At 73.8% G+C, this 21,584-nt stretch carries 15 protein-coding genes; 3 read left to right on the forward strand and 12 right to left on the reverse strand.

Annotated elements, in window-relative coordinates; translation table 11 throughout:
* The first annotated feature begins 2,318 nt into the window (after positions 1 to 2,318).
* Positions 2,319 to 3,008, forward strand: a complete 690-nt coding sequence (locus ACFVS9_RS15700) for a M23 family metallopeptidase (protein ID WP_383115579.1) — start codon at positions 2,319 to 2,321, stop codon at positions 3,006 to 3,008.
* A 25-nt stretch (positions 3,009 to 3,033) separates the two neighbouring features.
* On the opposite strand, the gene ACFVS9_RS15705 is transcribed toward ACFVS9_RS15700, so the two are convergent.
* On the reverse strand, positions 3,034 to 3,618 hold the full coding sequence (locus ACFVS9_RS15705) for a TetR/AcrR family transcriptional regulator (protein WP_383115580.1): 585 nt from the start codon (positions 3,616 to 3,618) through the stop codon (positions 3,034 to 3,036).
* A 130-nt stretch (positions 3,619 to 3,748) separates the two neighbouring features.
* Here ACFVS9_RS15705 and ACFVS9_RS15710 point away from each other — a divergent pair, with 130 nt between their 5' ends.
* The gene (locus ACFVS9_RS15710; protein ID WP_389932582.1) at positions 3,749 to 5,338 is read left to right on the forward strand and encodes an MDR family MFS transporter; all 1,590 of its coding nucleotides are present in this window, start codon (positions 3,749 to 3,751) and stop codon (positions 5,336 to 5,338) included.
* Between the two features lie 91 nt (positions 5,339 to 5,429).
* On the opposite strand, the gene cseC is transcribed toward ACFVS9_RS15710, so the two are convergent.
* The 5 genes from cseC to ACFVS9_RS15735 form a co-directional block, all read right to left on the reverse strand.
* Positions 5,430 to 6,752: a two-component system sensor histidine kinase CseC gene (gene cseC, locus ACFVS9_RS15715; protein WP_383115582.1), complete on the reverse strand. Its 1,323-nt coding sequence runs from the start codon at positions 6,750 to 6,752 to the stop codon at positions 5,430 to 5,432.
* Positions 6,749 to 7,459: a two-component system response regulator CseB gene (gene cseB, locus ACFVS9_RS15720; RefSeq protein ID WP_383115583.1), complete on the reverse strand. Its 711-nt coding sequence runs from the start codon at positions 7,457 to 7,459 to the stop codon at positions 6,749 to 6,751. Before cseB ends, cseC begins: the two co-directional genes overlap by 4 nt.
* An 11-nt stretch (positions 7,460 to 7,470) precedes the next feature.
* Complete coding sequence (locus ACFVS9_RS15725) at positions 7,471 to 8,166, reverse strand: hypothetical protein (protein ID WP_389932586.1); 696 nt, start codon at positions 8,164 to 8,166, stop codon at positions 7,471 to 7,473.
* Positions 8,154 to 8,738: a SigE family RNA polymerase sigma factor gene (locus ACFVS9_RS15730; protein WP_383115585.1), complete on the reverse strand. Its 585-nt coding sequence runs from the start codon at positions 8,736 to 8,738 to the stop codon at positions 8,154 to 8,156. Before ACFVS9_RS15730 ends, ACFVS9_RS15725 begins: the two co-directional genes overlap by 13 nt.
* A 184-nt stretch (positions 8,739 to 8,922) precedes the next feature.
* Positions 8,923 to 9,825 carry an A/G-specific adenine glycosylase gene (locus tag ACFVS9_RS15735; RefSeq protein WP_389932589.1) on the reverse strand — a complete coding sequence of 301 codons (903 nt, stop codon included), beginning with the start codon at positions 9,823 to 9,825 and terminating at the stop codon, positions 8,923 to 8,925.
* Between the two features lie 261 nt (positions 9,826 to 10,086).
* On the opposite strand from ACFVS9_RS15735, the gene ACFVS9_RS15740 reads away from it, so the two are divergent.
* The gene (locus ACFVS9_RS15740) at positions 10,087 to 10,896 is read left to right on the forward strand and encodes a hypothetical protein (RefSeq protein WP_389932656.1); all 810 of its coding nucleotides are present in this window, start codon (positions 10,087 to 10,089) and stop codon (positions 10,894 to 10,896) included.
* A 19-nt stretch (positions 10,897 to 10,915) separates the two neighbouring features.
* Here ACFVS9_RS15740 and ACFVS9_RS15745 read toward each other — a convergent pair whose 3' ends face one another.
* The 6 genes from ACFVS9_RS15745 to ACFVS9_RS15770 all read right to left on the reverse strand — a co-directional run bounded on the left by ACFVS9_RS15745 (position 10,916) and on the right by ACFVS9_RS15770 (position 21,582).
* On the reverse strand, positions 10,916 to 13,633 hold the full coding sequence (locus ACFVS9_RS15745; protein WP_389932592.1) for an amino acid adenylation domain-containing protein: 2,718 nt from the start codon (positions 13,631 to 13,633) through the stop codon (positions 10,916 to 10,918).
* 118 nt (positions 13,634 to 13,751) lie between these two features.
* A complete protein-coding gene (locus ACFVS9_RS15750) occupies positions 13,752 to 14,576 on the reverse strand; it encodes an SDR family oxidoreductase (protein ID WP_389932595.1) in 825 nt (274 codons plus the stop codon).
* Entirely contained in the window at positions 14,567 to 15,301 is a 735-nt protein-coding gene (locus ACFVS9_RS15755) for a thioesterase II family protein (RefSeq protein ID WP_389932598.1), read from the reverse strand. Before ACFVS9_RS15755 ends, ACFVS9_RS15750 begins: the two co-directional genes overlap by 10 nt.
* Before the next feature lies 1 nt (position 15,302).
* Complete coding sequence (locus ACFVS9_RS15760) at positions 15,303 to 16,550, reverse strand: cytochrome P450 (RefSeq protein WP_389932600.1); 1,248 nt, start codon at positions 16,548 to 16,550, stop codon at positions 15,303 to 15,305.
* A complete protein-coding gene (locus tag ACFVS9_RS15765) occupies positions 16,550 to 17,908 on the reverse strand; it encodes an MFS transporter (protein ID WP_383115591.1) in 1,359 nt (452 codons plus the stop codon). Before ACFVS9_RS15765 ends, ACFVS9_RS15760 begins: the two co-directional genes overlap by 1 nt.
* Entirely contained in the window at positions 17,905 to 21,582 is a 3,678-nt protein-coding gene (locus ACFVS9_RS15770; RefSeq protein ID WP_389932603.1) for a type I polyketide synthase, read from the reverse strand. Before ACFVS9_RS15770 ends, ACFVS9_RS15765 begins: the two co-directional genes overlap by 4 nt.
* Positions 21,583 to 21,584 lie beyond the last annotated feature (2 nt).

Raw genomic sequence — 21,584 nt, forward strand, 5'->3', positions numbered from 1 at the left:
TTTTTCGTCCTCTGCCCGCCCGCCGACGGCTGATCCGGGGCCGGTTTCCGCAGCGGGCCCGGATCACCGGGTCGGGCAGGGGCCCGGTGGGCCCCCAGGGGTGCCCGCGCCAGGTCCGCCGCGCCCCTGGGGTCCGTAACGGGTCCCTCTCCGGGGTCCCCGGTGGCGGGGAGCGGTGGACGAGGAGCGGCCCCGCGCGTCCGGTCCCGGATGCGCGGGGCCGGGGCACCGGGCTCGCGTACGCCGTGCCGACGCCCCTGGCTGTCCCGTGCCTGGGGTCCCGCGCGGGGGCGTGTCGGCCCGGTGGGCCCGGCCCGGAGCCGCCGTACACCGGTACGCGGCGCCGATCGCCGCCCCACGTACCCCGCTCGCGCCGGAAGCCCTGCGGGGGCGTGGGTGGGGGCGTCGTAGGCGGAGCCGTGTGCCCAGGGCTGGGCACGTGGTTCCGGTGGGTGGGAGTGACTGGGGCCGTTGGCGGGGGCCGTGGTGGGGCCCTGGCCTGCCGGGCGGGGTGCAGGGTGCTGGGCCGCCCGTGGTTCTGGTGGGTGGGAAGGTTCGTTTCCGCTGTCGGCAGGGCGTTGTGGGGTTCAGGCCCTGACGGACGTAGAGCCGTGCGCCCAGGCTGCTCGCTCGTGGTTCCGGCGGGAGGGTTCGTCCTGCCGTCGGCGGGGCCGTGGTGGGGTTCCGGTCCGGCGGACGCCGAGCCGGGCCGCCCGGGCTGCCCGTGGTTCCGGCCTGCTGGGCGGGGTGCTGGGGTGTCCATGGTTCTGGTGGGTGGGAGGGTCCGTCCCGCCCATGGCAGGACCGTCGTGGGGTCCGGCCCTCCGGCCCGCTCCACGTGGTGCCGTGCGCCCTACGGCTGGACACGGGAAGCTCGCGACCGCGCGGTCGGGGAACCGTCTGCCCGGTGTCAGCGAGAGCCGGCGTCCGCCCGGTGTTCGCGGGATCGGGGCCCGACGCGCCCCACCTGGAGCGCAGAGAGGCGTTCGGCGGCAGGTCCGCAGCAGGTGCGCGCAGACAGCCGGCGTCGGGACCACGGTCGATCCGGACGCCCGCACGACGGTCGAGCCGGACGTTGAGGGCCCGGATCAGCGTCGATCCGGTCGGCGGACGCCACGATGCCCGGCCGCCCGGACCACGGCCGATCGGGACGCTGGATGCCCGGACGCCGAGCCTCGCCCCCGGATCGCCCCCGGACGGCCGGATCAGCGTGGTTCCGGACGGCGGACGGTGGACGCCATGACGCCCGGCCGCCCGGACCACGGTCGAGCCGGACGCTGGACGCCCGGATCACAGCCGATCCGGACGCCGGATGCCCGGACGCCGGTGCCCGGCCCCCCGCTCACGTCGAGCCCGGATCCTGCCGGGCGCGGTGCGTGGTTGGCGGGATCCGGGAGTGCGGGGCCCGCGTGGGCGGACGCTCCCGGCTGTGAGGGCGCACGGGCAGCCGGCCCCGGCTGTATGGGCGTGCGGGTGGGCGGTTCCCGGCCGTATGCGTGGGAGTCGGCGGCTGTCGGGCGCCTCCGGCGCCCGGACCCCCGGAGCACGGTCGAGCCCGGATCCTGCCGGCCGCGGTGCATGGTTGCCGGGATCCGGGGGTGCGGGGGCGCATGGCTGGGTGTTCCCGGCCGTATGGCCGCACGGGCGGATGCTCCTGGTATGGCCGCACAGGCAGCCGGCCCCCGGCTGTATGGCCGCACCGGCAGCCTGCCCCCCCGGCCCCCGGCCCCCAGCTGTATGGCCGCACCGGCAGCCTGCCCCGGCCCCCGGCTGTATGGGCGTGCGGGTGGGCGGTTCCCGGCCCTATGGGTGGGAGTCGGCGGCTGCCGGGCGTGCGCTGCCCCGGGAGGCGGTCGTGCCGTCGCCGGCCGTCGGTCCCGGGCGCCCGGCAGGTCTCCGGCGGCGGGATCGGGCCGCCGCCGAAGGTCCCGAAACGGACAGGCTTTCGGCCCACCGGCGGTGACAAGGCGCACAGGCCGTCGGAGGCCTACTAGGCGGGCTAGGGGAAACGGCTGTGACCGGCCGAGGGACTTTCGTCCCGCCCGCATGGAGACTTTCGGCGTTTCGGTTGATATGCCCGGATTGGTGTCCCGTGTCCGGTAAGGGTGGCTGCGGACCTGGGGTTAAACGCGCCCCGCGAAAAACGCCACGAAGATCGTCCGTCGCGGCCGGCCCGGTGGACGCGGAGAATTCCCGGCCCCTTGGCTACGGCTTTTGTTCGTAGATGGGGTGTTTGAGTGTTGTCGGGGGTGCGGGTTACCAAGGTGGAGCAAGCCCGGTCGAGCACCGGGTCCAGACACCCCGGAGGTACTCACCGCATGTCGAAGCGCGTTACGTCCCAGCACTCCCGCCGCCCGTCCATCTCCCGTGTCAGCGGCGCCGTCGTGGCCGCAGGCCTGGGTGCGTCGATGGTGTTCGGCGCGGGCGCGGCGTTCGCGTCCGGCACGACGGGCACCGCGGACACCGCGGCCCTCGCCGGCGCGGCCACCGCCGACTCCGTCGCCCAGCAGGCGACCGCCCAGAGCAAGGCCGCGAAGGCGAAGGCCGACAAGGCCGCTGCCGCGAAGAAGGCGGCTGCCAAGAAGGCCACCTCGTGGGAGGCCCCGGTCAGCCACTACACGCTGAGCGCCACCTACGGCACCGGCGGTGACCGCTGGGCCCACAAGCACTCCGGTCAGGACTTCGCGGTGCCGGTCGGCACCAAGGTCGAGGCCGCCAACACCGGCACGGTCGTCAAGGCCGGTCCGAACGGCGGCGGCGACGGTCCCGCGTACGGCAACGCCATCGTGATCAAGCACGCGAACGGCAAGTACTCGCAGTACGCGCACCTGTCGAAGATCGAGGTCAAGGTCGGCGACCACGTGAAGACGGGCGACGAGATCGCCCGGTCCGGCAACACCGGCAACTCCAGCGGTCCGCACCTGCACTTCGAGATCCGGAACTCGCCCAACTACGGTTCCGCGCTCGACCCGGTCGCGTTCCTGAAGACCGTGCACGTCGGCCTCTGACCGACGCGCCCCCGTAGTCGCCGGGTCAGGCGGCGGGCCCCGGGTCATGGGCCTTGGTCACCAGTTCGATGGCGACCTCGAGAGCAGCCTCGCGCTTCTCCTCGGGGTCGCCTTCGGCGTCCCTGAGGGCCATCATCCCGGCGTGCATCGCGAAGAGCGCGGTGAAGCAGCGCACCTGGTCCGTGAGCGGGGCGCCGGGGTCCTTGATCAGGTCGACCAGGCCGACGAGCCGGCGCTTCATGGTGTGGCCGATGCTCAGCTCGCGCACCGTCGCCTGGTTCTCCTGCATGAAGACGAAGAGCGGCGCGGCGGCCTTGAGCGCCTCGCTGTAGCGGACCAGGATCTCCTTCTTGGTCTCCAGGGTCCGCGGCCGGTCCCGGCCCCACTCCACGAGCTCCTCGACCGGCCGGTTCAGGTCGTCGAAGATGCCGCTGAGGATGTCCTCCTTGGTCTTGAAGTGGTAGTACAGCGCAGCCTTGGTGACCCCCAGCCGCTCGGCGATCTCGCGGAGTGACGTCTTCTCGTACCCCTGTTCCGCGAAGAGCTCCAGGGCGACGTCCTGAATGCGCTGGCGGGTGTTGCCCCGGCGCGGCTGCGGCGTGGTGCCCATGCGACTCTCCCAAGAACTTACTTGACGCCCGGCTAGTTACGGGTCTACTTTCCTCAGTGTAGCCAACTAGCCGGGCGGCAAGTAAGTGTCGGGTCGGCGGACCGGACACCAGGGGACCAGGGGAGACGACATGGCGGAACTCAAGAAGGCGGCGGCCGAACCGGCCGGACCACGCGCCCGCAACATCAGGGTGGTGGTGCTCGCCCTGATGATCACGATGCTGCTGGCGATGCTCGACAACCTCATCGTCGGCACCGCGATGCCGACGATCGTCGGCGATCTGGGCGGCCTGGAACACCTCTCCTGGGTGGTCACCGCCTACACCCTGGCCACTGCGGCCTCCACCCCCATCTGGGGCAAGCTCGGCGACCTGTACGGGCGCAAGGGCATCTTCCTCACGTCCATCGTGATCTTCCTGATCGGCTCGGTCCTGAGCGGAATGGCCCAGGACATGGGCCAGCTGATCGGCTTCCGCGCGGTCCAGGGCCTCGGCGCGGGCGGTCTGATGGTGGGCGTGATGGCCATCCTCGGTGACCTCGTGCCGCCCCGGGAGCGCGGCAGGTACCAGGGGATGATGGCCGGCGTGATGGCGTTCGCCATGATCGGCGGGCCGCTGGTCGGCGGTGCGATCACCGACCACCTGGGCTGGCGCTGGAGCTTCTACATCAACCTCCCGCTGGGCGCGGTCGCGCTCGCCATGGTGACGACGGTGCTGCACCTGCCCCACAAGGAGCGCTCGACGGCCAAGGTCGACTACCTGGGCGCCGCCCTCCTCACCGTGGGCATCACCGCGATCGTGCTGGTCACCACCTGGGGCGGTACGGAGTACGCCTGGGGCTCGGCCGTGATCATGGAGCTCATCGCGCTCGGGGTGGCCTCCCTCGTCGGGTTCGTCTTCGTCGAGACCAAGGCCGCCGAACCGATCATGCCGCTGCACATCTTCCGCAGCCTCAACTTCACCCTCATGTCGGTGGTCGGCTTCATGGCCGGCTTCGTGATGTTCGGAGCGGTCCTCTTCCTCCCGCTGTACCAGCAGTCGGTCCAGGGCGCGTCCGCGACGAACTCCGGGCTGCTGCTCCTGCCGATGCTGCTCTCGATGATGGTCGTCTCGCTCGTCGCGGGCCGCGTCACCACGAGCACCGGAAAGTACAAGATCTTCCCGATCCTGGGCAGCGTCCTGATGGTCGCGGGCCTGTTCCTCCTCGCCTCCATGGACACCGGCACCACCCGCTTCACCTCCGGTGTCTACATGGCGGTGCTCGGGGCCGGCATGGGCTTCCTGATGCAGATCACCATGCTCGTCGCGCAGAACAGCGTCGAGCTCAAGGACATGGGTGTCGCCTCGTCCGCGACCACCCTCTTCCGCACCCTCGGCAGCTCCTTCGGAGTCGCGATCATGGGCGCACTGTTCACCGGACGGGTGCAGGACGAGATGACGGCGCGCGGTGGCGGCGGCGTCACGCAGGGCTCCGCACAGCTGGACGCGACGAGCCTGGCGAAGCTGCCCGCCGCCGTGCGGGAGGCGTACGAGTACGCCGTGGCCTCCGGGACCCACCTCGCCTTCCTGGTGGGCGGTTCGGTCGCGGTGGTGGCCCTGCTGGCGGCCCTGTTCGTCAAGGAGGTCCCGCTGCGCGGCATGGCGCAGCCCGAGGCGTCCTCGGACGGCGACGGAACGGCACCGGGACGGCCGGCGGCGGCGATGGAGTCGCAGTCCGTCTGACCGGGCGGGGGCGCCGCAGGCCCCGGAAACGGCGGAACGGGACCCGGGGACGCGATGTCCCCGGGTCCCGCGGCGTCCCGGCGGCCGGCCCTCAGCCCGTGCCCGGCTCCCGCAGCACGGGGAAGCTCCCGGTGTTCGTCGGCGCGTGCTCGGGCAGCCACAGCACGGCGACCGCTCCCCCGGTGCCGTCGGTGCTCCCGGTGGGTCCCGCGTTGCGGAACGTGAGCCTGGCCCCCAGGACCCGCGCCTGCCCGGCCGCGATGGTGAGCCCCAGGCCGTGGCCGCGCCCGGCCCGGTCGCTGCTGCCGGTACGGAACCGGCTCGGCCCCTCGCGCAGCAGTGCCTCGGGGAACCCCGGCCCGTGGTCGCGGACCCGCACCACCCGGCCCTCGACGGTGACCTCGACCGGGCCGGCCCCGTGCTCGGCCGCGTTGCCGAGCAGATTGCCCAGGACCCGTTCCAGCCGCCGGGGATCCGATGACACCCAGGACTCGTGCACCACCCGCACCGTGACCTCCGGGTCCAGCAGCCGGATCCGGCGGCTGACGAATTCGCCGAGCTGAAGCTCCTGGAGTTCGGCCCGCTCCGAGGCGCTGTCCAGCCGCGCCACCTCCAGGACGTCCTCGACCAGGGTCCGCATCGCCTGGGCCCGGTCCCGGACGAGCTCCGTGGGCCGCCCCGGGGGCAGCAGCTCCGCGGCGGTGAGCAGCCCGGTCACCGGGGTGCGCAGCTCATGGGCGATGTCGGCGGTGACCCGGCGCTCCGCCTCGATCCGCTCGTTCAGCGCGTCGGTGAGCGCGTCCACGGCACGGGCCAGCTCGTCGGTCTCGTCCCGTACGACCCCGCCCACGGCCTCCCGTACCCGTACCTCCGTATTGCCCTGGGCGACCTTGCCCGCCGCCGCGGCCGCCTTGCGCAGCCGCCGGGACAGCTGGCCGCCGATCAGGACGCCCAGCGCGCAGCCGCCGAAGACGACCGAGACCGAGCCGATGACCAGGGCCCGGTCGAGGTCGCCCATGATCATGGCGCTGCGGTCCGCGAAGCGGGTGTGCAGGGACAGGATGTCGCCGTTGCCCAGCGGCACGGCCGCCCAGACGTCGGGGACCCCGTCCTCGTACTCGTCGACGTGCGTGGCGCGCCGGTTGTCCCTGATCTGCCCGCGCAGACTGGCCGGAAGCGCCGGGTCGTTGATCTTGGCGCCGAACTTCGGCGACTGCTTCGGTGTTCCCGCCTCGTACAGCCGCTGCGCGAACAGCAGCCGCTCCAGCTGGACCTCGCGCGCGTTCTCCAGCATCGAGACGCGGGCCGCGTTGTGCACGACGAGGCTCAGCGCCAGCGCGATGAGCGCGCCGACGGCGGCGATCGCGATGCTGATCTTCCAGCGGACCCCGGTCCGCAGCGCCAGCCGCCTCATGGGCGCAGCTTGTAGCCGAAGCCGCGGACCGTCTCGATCCGGTCCTGCCCGATCTTGGTGCGCAGCCGCTGCACATGGACGTCGACGACGCGGGTGTCCCCGCCCCAGCCGTAGTCCCAGACCCGCTCCAGGAGCCTGTCCCGGGAGAGCACGGTGCCCGGCGCCGAGGAGAACTCCAGCAGCAGCCGCATCTCCGTCGGTGTCAGGTTCACGTGTGCGCCCCCCCGGCGTACCTCCATGCCCTCGGTGTCGATCTCCACGTCGCCGAAGACCAGCACCCCGCCGGCCCCGTCCTGTGCCCCGCCGGCCCCAGCGGGTGTACCGGCCGCTCCGGCGGCGTGGCCGAAGCGCCGCAGCACGGCGCGGATGCGGGCGACGAGCACGGCCCCGTCGAACGGTTTGGTGACGTAGTCGTCGGCCCCCGCCTCCAGGCCGAGCACCACGTCGATCGCGTCCGCGCGGGCCGACAGCATGATCACGGGCACGGTCGACTCGTCGCGGATGCGGCGGCACAGGCTGACCCCGTCCAGGCCCGGCACCATGACGTCCAGCAGGGCGATGTCGGGGCGGTCCGCGCGGAAGGCCTCCAGGCCCTGCAAGCCGTCGGGCACCGCGGTGACGGAGAAGCCCACCCGCTCCAGTGCGAGCTGGGTGGCCTCACGGATGACGTCGTCGTCCTCGACGAAGAGGACCTGGGTCTCGGCCATGCGCGCGGCTCTCAGTTCGTCGTCGTCCGGGGCGTGGGGAGGTCGCCCTCACCGCTGCCGACGGCCCGGTTGAAATCGTTGTGCACCCGGTCGGTCTCGGCGAAGCGGGCGGCGGCCCAGCGGTAGGTGACGACGTCCTCGCCGGAGGGGTAGGCCAGCGAGTCCTTCGACCCGTACACCTGGGTCGTCACCACCAGGTCGCCCCGGTCGATCGTGCCGTAGACCGCGGGCACCTCGGCGGCGAAGACGTTGCCGTACGAGCCGTCGGTCTGCCGCTGGTACACGTAGGTGCCGACGCCCACCGAATCGCCGCAGGTCATCACGTTGACCACGACATCGGGCGCGGTACCGCCGGTGAGCGTGCCGTACGAGGTGTCGACCGGGTACTCGTCACCGGCACAGGGCTTCAGGTCGGCCTTGAGCTGACGGCTCACCTTGGGGTCGCCCTTGACGAGCGTCACGGCGTTCACCCGCGGGGAGGGGTTGGCCGTCCCCGCCGGAACCACGTCCGACGGTGTGGAGCGGGCGGCCTTCCGGGCGCTCGCCGGGCCCTCGTCACGGGTGCCCGTGCCCCCGGCGGAACATCCGGCGCACAACAGCCCGAAGGCGGCGAGCCCGGCCACCGCCGAACTCCCCGCCACCAGGCCGGCCCCGAGCCTTCCCCGGCCGGCCGCCGTGCCTCCTGTGCTGCCCGTCAGGCCGCGCACCGCTCTTGCCCCCGCTCGTCATGACGCCGCCTCCGCTGCGTGGGAATCCCCGCCGGCGCCTCCTCGGCCTCGCGGCCGAGGGCCGCGCGGTCCTCCAGCTCCTGGCGCAGGCGTGCCAGCGCGCGGTGCAGCGTGCTCTTGACCGTACCGGCGGACATACCGAGCGCCGCGGCCGTCTCCTCCGTGCTCATCTGCTCCCAGTGTCGCAGCACGACGACGCTGCGCTGCTTCGGAGCGAGCACCCCGAGGACGTCCATGAGCAGAGCGCGGTCGGCGCGCTGCTCGGCGCCGTCGTCGACGCTGGCGTCGGGGAGCTGCTCGGTGGGCACCTCGTCGAGCTTGCGGGCCCGCCACCACTCCGTACGCGTGTTGATCATGACGCGGCGCAGATACGCGTCGGCCAGGGACTTGTCCGCGATGCCGTCCCAGCGGCCGAAGGTGCGGACCAGGGCGGTCTGCAGCAGGTCCTGCGCGTCCACCGGATCAGGGACGAGCCGGCGTGCGCTGCGCAGCAGCGCGTCCTGCCGGGTCCGTACGTACTCCTCGAATCCGAGCACCTCGCCCTGCGCCATTACAACCGCCTCCGTCCCCGTCGATCCCCGTGTACCGCCCGTCGGACGGCTGGTCCCGTTGCCGACGTCCGGTGACGTTACGGAGGCGTTGTCACGAGGGTGTGCGGAGCACCCGTAGGCGGACGCACGGCTGCCCATCGGTTGTGTAACAGCCGATGGGCAGCCGTGCGTCCGGGGCCGCGGGTCAGGTCAGGGGCAGCCGGTACCTGCCGTTCGCCAGCGGCTCGACGAGACCGTCCGCGACCAGGCCGTCCAGGGCGCGGGCCCGTTGCACGGGCTCCTCCCACACCGCGTCCAGCGCGGACTGCGGCACCGGGGTGACCGCGTCCCGCAGCACCGCGAGCAGCCGCCCGCGCACCTGCCGGTCCGTGCCGGCGTAGGTCTGGCCGCGGCGCGGCGGGCCCTGGTGGGCGGGCTTCCCGGCCAGCCGCCAGGCGCACTGCCCGGAGATCGGGCAGCGCGTGCAGTCCTCGTTCTTCGCGGTGCACACGAGGGCGCCGAGCTCCATCGTGGCCGCCGCCCAGCTCGCGGCGCGCTCGTCCTCCTCGGGGAGCAGGGCGCGGGCGAGCTTGCGTTCGGCGGCGGTGGTCGCGTTCGGCGGGTACTGGATGCCGGTGGCGGCCCGCGCGAACACCCTGCGGACGTTGGTGTCCAGCACGGCATGGCGCTGCCCGTACGCGAACGAGGCCACGGCCGCGGCCGTGTACTCCCCGATGCCGGGCAGTGCGAGCAGCTGGCCGTGCTCGCTCGGCACGTCCCCGCCGTGGCGTTCCGTTATCGCCTGCGCCGCCCCGTGGAGCCGCAGAGCCCGCCGGGGGTAACCGAGCCGGCCCCAGGCGCGGACGGCTTCGCCCGGTGCGTCGGCGGCCAGGTCGGCGGGGCGGGGCCAGCGGGCCATCCACTGTTCGTAGACCGGGAGGACCCTGCTCACCGGGGTCTGCTGCAGCATGAACTCGCTCACCATCACACCCCAGGCGCCCGCTTCGGGGCGGCGCCATGGCAGATCGCGGGCGTGCTGCTCGAACCACCCGATGACGGGGGCGTGGAGGGAGGCGGGGGGCGTCTGTGTCGCAGTCGTGGCAGTCATCGCCCCACGATCCTGGCACGGAAGACCGGACGGCGGGGACGGCTGCGGGGGTGTCGGGCCCGGCCGGGGGCTCTGAGGGTGGTAATGCCACCCGTTCTGTCTCTTCGTCCGGGGCGGACCATCTCCGGACCGGTGCAAAGCGGCGTGAACCGCCCGCGAACGGCACCGCCGGGATGATGATCCGGAAACTTGTCGGCCGGAGCAGCGGTTGGGGGGCCGGAGTTGGCCGTGATCTCTCGTACAGTTCGGTCCGTGGGTTCTATGCGCAATCCGGTCGGGCCGCTTCCCTCCAGCATCTACTGGCGTCGGAGAGCAGTAGCGGTGCTGGTGATCGCGCTGCTCGCGGGGCTGGCCGCGTGGGCCGTCACCTCGCGCGGCGGCGGTGGCGGCGGGCAGGACGACGGGAAGCCCGGAGGCTCCGGCCCCGCTCCGTCCATCACCCCCGGCCCCTCCGGTTCCGGCCCCGTCGTCGGCCGGCCTCCCGGGGGACGCGACGAGTCCGAGGACCCCGGCACGGACGGGGGCTCCGGAGAGGGCGGCGGGGACACCGGTACGGGCGGCTCCGAGGGTTCGGGCGCCGCGGGTACGGGCGGCTCCGCGTCGCCGGACGCGAGCGCGGGCACCGGGGGCGGCGGTACGGCGGGCCAGCAGGTGCCGGCCGGTTCGCCGCTGCCCGTCTGCACACCCGCCGTCCTCCAGCTGAGCCTGAGGACGGCCCTCAGCTACGGGCCCGACGACGAGCCGGAGTTCCGGCTGAGCGCCAGGAACACCTCGGCGGCCGACTGCAAGGCCGACTTCGGCCCGAAGAGCGCCGTGTTCACCATCACCGAGGCGGGCGAGGACGACGCGCAGGTGTGGTCCTCCAAGGACTGCCCGACGAACGGATCCCTCTTCCTGAGGGTCCCGGCGGGGGCGACGGTCGTCCACACCGTGGAGTGGGACCGCAAGGGCAGCGCGCCCGCGTGCGCCACCCCGCCCGTCCGCACCGCCGCCCCGGGGACCTACCTGCTGGAGGCCAGGGTCGCGGGCGAGAACGTCCAGCGGGCCTCGTTCGTCCTCGCCAAGGACTGACGGCCCGGCGGCGCCCCCGTCACACGCCCTCGGTCAGGGCGCGGATGGTGGGGGTGCGGTAGAGGTCGCGCAGGGGCAGGGACGGCAGGCCGCGGTCGCGCAGGGCGGCGCTGACGCGGACCGCGAAGAGGGAGTTGCCGCCCAGTTCGAAGAAGTCGTCGTCGAGGCCCACGGGGGTGCCGAGGACGCTCGCCCAGATGTCCAGGAGCGCCTCGGACAGTCCCGTGTCCGCGCCCGGCCCGGCCGGGCGGGCCGGAGGGGCGGCGGGCCGGGCCGGGGCGGGGAGACGGGCGGTGTCCAGCTTGCCGTTGGTCGTCAGGGGGAGCGCGTCCACGGCGGTGACGGTGGTGGGGACCATGTGGCCGGGCAGGACTTCCGCGGTGCGTTTGCGGATGCCGGAGGTGTCGGCGCCGCTCCCGCCCCCGGACAGGACGACGTAGGCGTCCAGACGGGCGGCGGCGGGGTCGTCGGGATCGTCCCGGCGTACGACGACGGCGGCGGCACGGACGTCGGGGTCCTCCAGCAGCACCGAGCGGATCTCGTCGAGCTCGATGCGGAACCCGCGGATCTTGACCTGGCTGTCGATCCGCCCGAGGTGTTCCAGCCTGCCGTCGGGCAGCAGCCGCCCGAGGTCCCCGCTGCGGTACATCCGCCCGCCGGTGACCGGGTCGGTCACGAAGCGCTGCGCGGTCAGTTCGGGCCGGTCGAGGTAGCCGGCGGCGACCCCGGCGCCGCCCACGCAGATCTCGCCGGTCACCCCCGGGGGGACCGGCCGCCCGCCCGCGTCCATGACGTACAGGTGCCAGCCGGGGAGGGCGGGGCCCACGGAACGCGACCCGGCCAGGGCGAGTCCACGGGTGAGGGTCTGGGCGGTGACGTGCACCGTCGTCTCCGTGATGCCGAACATGTTCACCATGCGGCAGGTGTCCTGCGGGTGCCGGTCGAACCACGGCAGCAGCATCCGGCTGTCGAGCGGCTCGCCGCCGAACACCACGAGCCGGACCGGGAGTCCGGTGTGGTCGGTGCGGAGCAGCTGGGAGAAGGCGGACGGGGTCTGGCTGAGGACCGTGACCCGTTCGGCGGCCAGCAGGTCACGGAACCGGTCGGGATCGCGGGAGACGAAGTACGGCACGACCACGAGCCGCCCGCCCGTCAGCAGGCAGCCCCAGATCTCCCACACGGAGAAGTCGAAGGCCCCGGAGTGGAACAGCGTCCACACGTCACCGGTGCCGAGCCGGTACTCGTCACGGGTGGCCCCGACGAGCGCGACGACGTTGCGGTGCGGCACGACGACGCCCTTGGGGCGCCCGGTGGAGCCCGAGGTGTAGATGACGTACGCCGGATCGTCCGGGCCCGGGTCCGGCCCCGCGCCGGCGGCCGGAGCGTCCGGCTCCGCGGCGGCCGCGAGCAGGGCGCCGGGGGTCAGCACGACGGTGTCCTCGCCGCGCGGGAACTCGGGGAGTTCGCTGACCACCACGCGCAGACCGGCGTCGGACGCCGTGTAGGCCAGGCGGTCGGCGGGGTAGGCCGGGTCGGAGGGCACGTACGCGGCACCCGCCTTGAGCACGCCGAGCATGGTGACGACCAGGTCGACGGTCCGCTCCAGGCAGATGCCGACCCGGTCGCCGGGCCGGACGCCGTGGGCGCGCAGGCCCGCGGCGAGCAGCGTGCCCCGGTCGTCCAGTTCGCGGTAGGTGAGGCTGACGCCGTCCCCGCACACCGCGACGGCGTCGGGGGCCGCGGACGCGGACCGCCGGAACGCTCCGAGCAGTGAGATCTCCTCGGGGACGAGCGTGGCGCGCGGGCGGCCGAGCCGTGCGACCCGGTCCTGTTCGGCGGCGTCCAGCAGTTCCGCGTCGGCGACCGTGGTCCGCGGGGCGTGCTCCGAGAGCGCGTACACATGGGCCAGGTGCCGGGCGAACCCCTCGACGGCCCCGGCGGAGAAGTGGCTGCGCCGGTAGGCGAACCACAGGCGCGAGCCCCCGTCCGGCAGTGGGACGAGCGCGATCGTCAGCGGGAACAGGGGGGCCAGGAAGGGCCGGTAGCCGTCGCCCGGAGACCCGTCCCGGCCGGTGCCGGGGTCGTCGAGCAGTCCGACGGTGGCGGGACGGTCCACGGTGACCGGGGCGGACCCGCACCGGGCGGTGAGGTCCGCGAGGGTGGCGGCCGGGTCCACGGTGATCTCCCGCGTGCCGGTACGGGCGCCCGCGACGGTCACGGCGCCCGTCGAGCCGTGTCCGTCGTACCGGCTCAGGGTGAGGGCGAGCGCGGCCGTCAGACGTTCCTGTCCGGCCGGGCCCGGGGGCAGGTCCAGGTGGTGCGTACCGTGCCGGAGGGAGCCGGGCTCGCCCTGGCCCCAGTCCGGCGCGGGCCCCTCGGACGGCCGAAGGGCGGGGCCCGCGGCGGGTGGCGGGCAGGCCTCGGCGGGGCGCGTCCCGGTCAGGACCGCCGTCAGCCTCCGCAGTCCGTGGACGTCGAGCCGTCCCCGGTCCGCGACGGCCACCAGGTCCGCCTCGCCGTCGGCGTACCGGAGCAGGACGCACCGCACGCCGGACGCGGGCCGCGTCAGCTCGGCCTCCCGGCGGCGGACGGCGAGCGGGTCCTCCGCCCCGGCGGGTACGTCGTCCACCCACAGCCGCCAGGGACCTGCGGCGGACAACCGGTCGGCGAGAGTCCGCTCCGGGACCGGAGGCCCGGTCAGCCGGACGCGGACCGCATGGCACTGTGCACCCAGCACGGGTGTCCTCCCCTGTCTGTTCGGCCGGTCGTCCGGCCGGCTGTTCGACGGGCCTCCCGCGGGCCCCGGGCGGCTTCCGGCGGGATGCCCGGGCCCCCGGCGGGCTTCCGGCGGGTTCTCAACGGGTGGTGAACCCGCCGTCGACGGTCAGTACCGATCCCGTCACCTGCCGGGAGTCGTCCGAGACCAGGTAGACCACGGCGGCGGCCACGTCCTCCGGCTCGACCAGCGCGTTCATCGGCTGCGCCTCGACGAAGGTCCGTTCGTGCTCGCTGACCGGCACGTCGAGCGCCCGCGCGATCTCGGCCAGCATCCGGCCCTCCACCACCGGGTCGTCGCGCACCGACCCCGGGCAGACGGCGTTGACGCGCACCTTCGTGGGGGCGTAGTCGAGGGCGGCGGCCTTCGTCAGTCCGATCAGGCCGTGCTTGGCCGCCACGTACCCGGCGAAGTGCCGGTACCCGACCAGGCCCGCCGTGGAGCTGATGTTGACGATGCTGCCCGAACGGCGGGCGCTCATCGCCCTGCCGACCGTACGGATCACCCGCCAGGCGCCCGAGAGGTCCACGTCGATCATCAGCGACCACTCGTCCTCGCCGATCTCGTGCGCGGGCCTGCCCGAAGGGGCCGCGATCCCGGCGTTGTTGACCACGGCGTCGATCCGGCCGAAACGGTCCTCGGCCAGGGCCATCGCCGCCTCCACCGACCCCAGGTCGCGCACGTCGCACTCCGCCGTGGCCACCGCGGAGCCCTCCTCGCGGCAGAGGGCCGCCGTGTGCGCCAGCTGGCCCGCCGTACCCAGCGGATACGGCACACCGGGCAGGTCCCGGCAGAGGTCGAGCAGCATCAGGTCGGCGCCCTCGGCCGCGCACGCCACCGAGGTGGCGCGGCCCAGGCCGCGGGCCGCCCCGGTGACGACGACGGTCTTCCCCTTCAGGCGCACGGCTCGCCCGTCCCTGCGCCGAGCTCGCCGGAGATGATCTCCAGCAGCCCCCGGGGCGACTCGGTGAGGTACATGTGGCCGCCCGCCGGTTCCACGAAACGGAAGCCCGCGCCGGCGGCCTTCGACCAGGCGGCCGCCTCGTCCCGGCTGACCAGCTCGTCGTCGGCGGCGCGCAGCGAGGTGAGGGGGACGGACAGCGGCAGATCCGTGCCCGGTACGTAGTTCTCGTGCATCTCGACGTCCGCCCGCAGGGTCGGCAGGATCATCTCCCGCATCTCGGGGTCTTCCAGGGCCTCGTGGGTGTAGCCCGCGAACTCGTTGACGCGGGCGAGGAAGGCGTCGTCCGGCAGACCGGTGGCGCGCCGGGAGCGCTGCTCGGCGGGCTGGGGGGATCCGCTGACGAACAGCCGGACCAGCTCGACGCCCGGTTCGGCGGTCAGCCGGTGCGCCAGCTCGTAGGCGAGCACGGCACCCAGACTGTGCCCGAACAGCGCGATCCGGTGCGGCCGTCCGGAGGGGTCCAGGGCCTGGCGGAGATCGGCCAGCAGGCCGTCCGCCGCGGCCCCCGCGTCCGTGTACGGGTCCTCGTCGATCCGCCGTTCCCGGCCCGGGAGCTGGAGCGGCAGGATCGTCAGCCCGTCGTCGGCCAGCCGTTGCCAGGGGCGGAAGAAGGAGGCGCCGGCGCCCGCGAAGGGCAGGCAGACGAGGGTGGTGGGCAGGGACATCTCAGCCCTCCAGGCCGTCGGCGGCCAGCCGGGCCGTGTACCGCACCGGCAGCGACTTCAGGCCGCGGCTGGTGGAGTTGTCGAAGACCCAGTCGAGCTGGTCGTGCGGGACCGCCAGCTCCAGGCCGCGCAGCCTGCGCAGCAGGGTCGGGAAGGCCACCAGCCCCTCGACGCGGGAGAGCGGGGCGCCCACGCAGAAGTGCGCTCCCTGGCCGAAGGCCAGGTGACGGTTGGAGGTGCGGGTGATGTCGAGCCGGTCGGGGTCCTCGAACGCCTCCGGGTCCCGGTTGGCGGAGTCCATCAGGATGTGGACGAAGCCCTCCTTGGGTATCGGGCAGCCCGCCAGCTCCATGTCCTCGGTGGCCACCCGCAGCGTGCCGCGGTAGACCGGCGGCTCGAAGCGCAGGAACTCCTCGACGGCCGTCTCGGCCAGCTCCGGCTTCGCGCGCAGCAGTTCGAGCTGGTCCGGGTGGCTGAACAGGGCCTGCATCCCGTTGCCGATCAGGTTGGCCGTGGTCTTGTGGCCGGCGATGATCAGCAGGACGAGGGTCGAGACGAGCTCGTCGTTGGTGAAGACGTCCTCGTCGGCGGCGCGCAGCAGGATGCTGACCAGGTCCTCGCCGAGGCCGGAACTCCGGCGCTGGTCCAGCAGGTCGACGAGGTAGCGCTCGATGCCGTCGCTCGCCAGCTTCAGCTGCCGGTTCGACTCGTCGTCCGCGAACGGGGCGCCGCTGAGCCAGTAGCCCCAGGCGTGCAGCTCGGGGCGGTCCTCGATCGGTACGCCGAGGAACTCGCAGATGACCCGCATCGGCAGGGTGAACGCGAACTCCATCAGGTCGATCTCGCCCGACTCGGGGAAGTCGTCGATGATCTCGTCGGTGATCTCCTGGATGCGGGGCTGCAACAGCGCCATCCGGCGCGGTACGAAGGCCCTGCTCACCAGCCTGCGCAGCCGGGTGTGCTCCGGCGCGTCCGCGGTGATCATGTTGCGGATGAGGACCGGGCTGCTGTCCTCGAGGAGGTCGCGGAACCAGGCCGGGGAGTTCTCGACCTGCTTGGAGAGGCGGGGGTCGCTGAAGCCCTTGAGCGCGGTCTCGTAGTCGGCGACCACGTACGCGTCGCCCCCGGGCGGGTAGTTGATGGCGCGCACGGGGCAGCCGGCCGCGCGCAGGCGCTTGTTGGCCGCGTGGGTGTCGCCGGGCTCGGGTGCCGTGAAGAACTCCGGCGGCAGCTGGTCGGTGTCGGCCATCACGTCTCCTTGGGAGTGGGGTGTGCGTCGGGGGCGGCCTCGGCGCCGGCCTCGGCGTAGTGCTCGGGCGGGGCAAGCTTGCGGATGACGGGGCTGAGCGTGGGCAGGGCCGCGAGGGCCGAGACGATCGCCATGGTGGTGAACACCCAGGTGGCACCGGCCAGGTCGAAGATGGTGCCGACCGCGAACACACCGACCGGTGCCGCGATCATCGACATGAACATCACGGCGCCCAGCACGCGGCCCTGCACCTTGTCGGGGGCCATGGCCGCCAGGTAGGCGAGGAACAGCGCGCTGGTGACCGGACCGCGCAGGAACACGCAGGCCACGATGATGCCGAGCGGGATCAGCCCGGAGACGTTCGCCAGCAGGACGGCGGCCACCGGTCCGATCCAGGCGGCGGTGAGGAACAGCACCGGCGGGCGTACGCGCTTGATGATCGGGCCCGCCAGCAGCGACCCGGCCAGCCCGCCGACCCCCGCGATGGACAGCAGCATGCCGGTGAAGGCCGGGGAGGCGCCCCGGCTCTCGGCGGTGGCGATCAGCGCGAGGAAGACCCCGGTGTGGGTGAACGCCATGTTGGAGCCCATGATCCAGATGATCAGGAGGCGCAGGACGGGCTGCCGGGCCAGGAACTTGAAGCCCTCGACGGCGTTGCGCTTCTCCCCCGGAGCCGCGTTCTCCACCTTGAGGGGCTTGCGGATGAACAGCAGCAGCAGCGTGGAGAACAGGAAGGCCACGGCCGAGCTCAGGAACGGGAACGCCCGGCCGACCGCGAAGAGGGAGCCGCCCAGGGGCGGGCCCCCCATGGTCGCCGCGAAGTACCTGACCTGGTTCTGCGCGGTGGCCTGGGTGAGCTGCGACGGGGGCACCAGCTGCTTGATCACCGCGAGGCCCGTCGGGTTCGAGATGCCCAGGCAGACCGCCGAACCGATGGCGATGCCGAAGATGATGAACGGGTTGACGTCCCCGGTCCAGATCAGCAGGGCGAACAGCCCGAGCAGGACGACGCGGACCAGGTTGCAGACGATGAGCATCATCCGCCGGTCGACCCGGTCCGCCAGGGTGCCGCCCGGGATCGACATCACGCTCGCGGTGAGCAGCTGCGCCGACCCCACCGCGCCGGCGTAGAAGGCGGAGCCGGTGGTGGTGAGGATCAGCAGCGGATAGGCGACCTCCGCGGCCTCCTTGGCCAGGGCGGCGAAGGCCTCCGAGGTCCACAGCGCCTGGAAGTCGCCGTTGCGCAGCAGCGGGGTCTCCGCGGGGGCCGCGCCCGGTGCCCCGTCCGGGCCCGCCGTGGTCACGGCGCCGGGATCGGGGGTGTCGATCCCGCCGGAAGGTGTGTCGGACTTGGTCATATCTCTCCCTGCTCGGCCGATGCTTCGGCCGGAAGCGCGTGCGCCAGCTTCAGCGCCAGTTCCTCCGCGTGCGGGCCGGTGAGCATCGACCAGTGGTCGCCGCCGACCGGCTCGACCCGGATCCCGTCCCCGTAGAGCCCCGACAGCCGGCCGCGCAGCCGGTCCGCCTCCGCCGGTCCGCTCGACGCCTTGAAGAGCACCGCCGGGCACGCGACGGGACGCGGCCGGTAGCGCAGCAGCGCCGCCTGGTTCGCGGTGAACCGCTTGCGCAGCGCGGCACCGTGCCGCAGGCGCCGGGCGACCGGCCCGACCCCGAGCAGCGCCTCGGCCTGGGCCCGCAGGCCGGCGAGCAGGAACTCGGGTGCGAGGGCCACCGGTTGCCCGCCGGTGTCCGGGACGAAGCCGTCCAGGCAGACGAGCAGGTCCACGCGCCTGCCGAGCCGGGTGAGCCGGTACGCCATCTCATGCGCGACGACCGCGCCGAAGGACCAGCCGCCGATCGTGTACGGGCCCTCGGGCTGGGCGCGGAGCAGCGCGGTGACGTGGGCCGCCGCGATGGCGGGGACGGTGCGGGTGCGCGGGCCCCCGGGGTCCTCCAGGCCGAGGACCGGCCGGTCCCCGGCGAGGGGTGCCAGCAGGGCGGCCAGGCTCCGGTAGGGGAGCGCGGTGCCGGTGGCGTCCGCGACGAGGAACAGCGGCCGTCCGGTCCCGCCCTCGGCGAGGGTGGCGACACCCTCGACCGGGAGCGGGTCCACCGGTCCCGCGGCGGTCCGCGCGGGAAGCTGCCGCTCGACGGTCGCGACCAGCCCGCCGAACGTCGGGGCCCGGGAGAAGTCGGTGACGGACAGCACGCAGCCGGTGAGTTCCCTGACCCGTGCCGTCAGCGTGACGGCCATGAGCGACTCGCCGCCCAGGGCGAAGAAGCTGTCGGCGTCCAGCGCCGCCGGGACGCCCAGGGTGCGGCACCACAGCTCCGCCAGCACGTCCCGCGTGCCGGCCGGCGGGCCCGGCCGGGGCGCCGGGGCGGACGCCACGGCGCGGCGTACCGCCGGTACGGACGGCTCCGCGGCCTGTTCCGGGTCCTCGCCGAGGAACTGGTACCCGGGCAGCGAGCAGCGCGCCGGCCGTTCCCCGCCGGCGCCGGGCGCCGTGCCGAGCACGTCCTCCAGCGCACGGTCCGCGCCCAGTTCCCACAGGGTGCCGAGCGCGCGCAGCAGCCCGGCCTCGGCCGGGTCCTCGCGCCGCGAGGTCAGCGGCACCGCGGTGCGGGAGCTGTCCCAGGCCGGGTTGCGGCGCAGGCCGCCGATCATCGAGCTGCCGGGCCCCAGTTCGACGTACGTCGTGCACCCCGAGCCGAGCAGGGTGGTCATCGCCCTGCCGAGGAGGACGGGGCTGCGCAGCTGCGCGGCCCAGTAGCCGGGGCCGGCCAGCTCCTGGGGGTCGGCCCAGTCGCCGGTGGTGCCGGAGACGAGGGGCTGCCGAGGCGGGCGGGCGGGCATCGACGAAATGGCGGCCCGCACCTCCTCGGCAGCCCGGTCCATGGCCTTCGAGTGGAAGGCCCGCCGGGTGTGGATCGGGGTGGTTCCGAGGCCCGCCAGACGGGGGCCCGCGAGCAGTTCCGTCATGGCCGTCTCGGGTCCGGACAGGACGACGGAGCCGGTGGCCTCGATGGCGATGACGACCTCGCCGTCCTCGGGCAGCCGGGCGGCGACCTCCTCGGCGGAGGCGCTGACGCTCACCATGCGGCCCGGTTCGGTGTCCCACATCGCGCGGGCGCGCCGGTACACCAGGTCCGCTGCGTCCTCCGGGGCCCAGACCCCCGCGAGGGCGGCGGCCACGTACTCGCCGACGCTGTTGCCCAGCATCGCGGCGGGGCGTACGCACCAGGTCTCCAGCTGCCGCCCGAAGGCGTACCCGAGGGCGAACAGGCCCAGTTGCTGGTGGACGGTGCCGGCGAACCAGTCCTGATCCGCCGCCTCGGTGACGACGGGGGCCAGGTCGATGCCGTGCGCGTCGCGCACGGTCTTGCGTATCTCCTCGAACGCCGCCCGGAAGCCGGGCAGCAGCCGGTACGCGGCGGCGCCCGCGCCGTGCCGCAGGGTGCCCTGCCCGGGGAAGAGGAAGGCGACCTTGCCCAGCTTCCGGCGCGGTGCGCCCGCTGCCGTCCCTCTCAGGAGCCGTGCCGCCGCCGCGGAGTCCTCCGCCACCAGTGCCGTGCGGTGCCGGTGCACACGCCGCTCGGCCAGGGTGCGGGACACCTCGGCGAGCGCCGGGACCGGTGCGTCCGGGGTGGCCGGATCCAGCCGGTCGGCCAGGGCCCCGGCGAGCCGTTCCAGGGCGTCCGGGGAGGCCGCCGACAGGGTGAGCGGCAGCGGGCCGGGCCGTCCCGTCCGCGGTGCGCGGCTGGGCGCGGCCTGAAGCACGACGTGGGCGTTGGTGCCGCCCACCCCGAAGGAGCTGACGGCCGCGAGACGGGTCCCGCGATCGGGCCAGGGCTCGTTGTCCGCGGCGATCCGGAAGGGCGAACCTTCCAGGTCCAGCAGGGGGTTGGGGGCGGTGAAGTGGGCGGTGGGCACGATCTGCCCGCGCTCCAGCATGAGTACGGTCTTGATCAGCCCGGCGACTCCGGCCACCACGCCGGTGTGCCCGATGTTCCCCTTGGCCGCGCCGAGCCGGCACCATCCGGTGGCGTCGGTGGAGTCCCGGAAGACGTCGGTCAGGGCCTCCACCTCGATCGGGTCGCCGAGCCGGGTCGCCGTGCCGTGCGCCTCGACGTAGTCGATGTCCGCCGGGTCGATCCCGGCGATCCGCTGGGCTGCGCGGACCACTTCGCTCTGACCGGTGGCGGACGGCGCGGTGTACGCCATCTTGTCCGAGCCGTCGTTGTTGATCGCGCTGCCCGCGATCACCCCGGCTATCCGGTCGCCGTCCCGCAGCGCGTCCGCGAGTCGCTTGAGCACCACCACGGCGACGCCCTCGGCGGGCACGGTGCCCTCCGCCCGCGCGTCGAACGGCCGGCAGCGCCCGTCGGACGACAGGATGCCGCCCGGCTCGTGGAGGTAGCCCCACTCGCCCCTGGGCATCACGGTGACACCGCCGGCGAGCGCCGCGTCGCACTCGCCCCCGGCCAGGGCGCGCGCGGCGAGGTGCAGCGCGGTCAGCGAGGTCGAACAGGCCGTCTGGACGGTGAGCGCGGGACCGCGCAGGCCCAGCTTGTACGCGACGCGTGTGGCGAGGAAGTCCTTCTCCTGGCCGATGTAGAGGGCGAGTTCGCCCAGCGAGTCGTCGGCCCGGCGGCCGACCCGGTCGGCCCCCGCGTAGACCCCGATCCGGCCCGGGAACCGGGTGGGGTCGATGCCCGCGTCGTCGACGGCCGTGGCCGCGCACTCCAGGAAGACGCGCTGCTGCGGGTCCGTCGCCGCGGCCTCGGCCCTGCTGTACCGGAAGTACGTCCAGTCGAAGCGGCGGGAGCCGCTGATGACGCCCATGGCCGGGACGAAGTTCTCCCGGCCCACGTAGTCCGGGTCGGCCCCCTGGGACAGCAGCCACTCGGGGGTGAACCTGCTGATCCCGTCCACCCCGCCGGTCAGCGCCTCCCAGTACCGGCCCGTGTCGTCGGCGCCCGGCAGGCGGCAGGCCATGCCGACCACGGCGACGGCGTTCTCCGTCGGCACGG

Origin of the sequence: Streptomyces sp. NPDC058008, from assembly GCF_042886395.1 — a bacterium.
In the GTDB taxonomy this organism is placed as follows: Bacteria; Actinomycetota; Actinomycetes; order Streptomycetales; family Streptomycetaceae; genus Streptomyces.